This is a genomic window from Thermorhabdus hydrogeniformans, assembly GCF_049310025.1.
Lineage (GTDB): Bacteria > Bacillota > Thermosediminibacteria > Thermosediminibacterales > Tepidanaerobacteraceae > JBJYKD01.
This window is the reverse complement of record NZ_JBJYKD010000070.1, coordinates 1-1,228: the sequence shown is the minus strand read 5'-3', so window position 1 is coordinate 1,228 and position 1,228 is coordinate 1. Positions and strand designations below refer to the sequence as shown.

Here is a 1,228-nt window from a genome sequence, read left to right as displayed (position 1 = left end):
TATTCGTATCACCATTGCCAACCCTAAATGGGTGAAGGCTGTAAAGGGAAACAAGGATGATACCAAAGATTCAAAGTGGATTGGAGATCTTTTCCGCCTCGGTTTAGTCCCGGGAAGTTATATCCCCGACAAACCAATTCGTATTCTTCGTGAATACACCCGCTACCGCTCTAAACTTGTTTCCTGCAAAAGCAGTGAGAAGAACCGTTTCCAGAATGCTTTCACCGTCTGTAATGTAGCCCTTGATGCTGTCGTTTCCGACATGTTTGGCAAATCTGCCTCTTCCATCACGGACTACTTGATTTCTTCTGATTCGTTTGACCCGGATTACTGTACTTCCCTTCTTCAGAAATCATTGAAGAAAAAAGCGGATGCCGTGGTTGAATCTATCGAAGGATATCAGATGACTCATGAACAAAAAGAGCGTATGGTAATGGTTCGTTCTCATCTTGAATACGTAACTAAATCCATTGCTGAACTGGATGAAAAGCTTGATAAAATGGTTAAACCTTATGAAAGTGCTATCAAACTCCTTTGTACCATTCCCGGAGTTGATAGGATATCTGCAATTACCATCATCTCTGAGATTGGCACCGATATGTCTCAGTTTGCCAACTCCAAGCGTTTGTGCTGCTGGGCGGGATTAACGCCTGGCAATAATGAATCTGCCGGTAAGAAGAAATCTGTCCGAATTACACGTGCCGGTGTCTACCTCAAACCTGCATTGGTACAAGTTGCCCATGCAGCCGTGAAATCGGATAAATCTTCTTACTACAGAATCAAGTACGAACGCATCTGCAAAAGGAGAGGCAAGAAAAGAGCAATTATTGCTATCGCAAGGATGATACTTACTGCTATTTACAATATGTTTGTTACTGGTGAAGAGTGGAATCCAAGCGATTTATATAAGATTGATATGCCACAAGAAATGCTGGAAAAGCAGAAGGAGAAGGCTATTAAACAAGCAGTGAAACTTTTGATCTCCAATGGTGTCATAAAAGCTTCTGATATTTCTGTGGCGTAACTTATAGCTTAAAATCGAGATTTAATTTTTTTTGGGGCTTTCAAAGGCCTTGGTTTAGTGCGCCCTTTTTTACCTTATGTTGTGTTATTTTTCAAGCTACCCACCCCTATATTTAATTAAATATATAATTGATTCCAGTGTAAAAACTCCCCCTTTTCCCCAATCCATATTTAACCAAATACGGCTTGAAAAATAAAAACTAAC

At 40.4% G+C, this 1,228-nt stretch carries 1 protein-coding gene; it reads left to right on the top strand.

The genetic code is table 11. The features are described from left to right. On the top strand, positions 1–1,024 hold a 1,024-nt coding region (locus ACKX14_RS15490), incomplete at its 5' end, for an IS110 family RNA-guided transposase (RefSeq protein WP_422449258.1). Between the last annotated feature and the right edge of the window lie 204 nt (positions 1,025–1,228).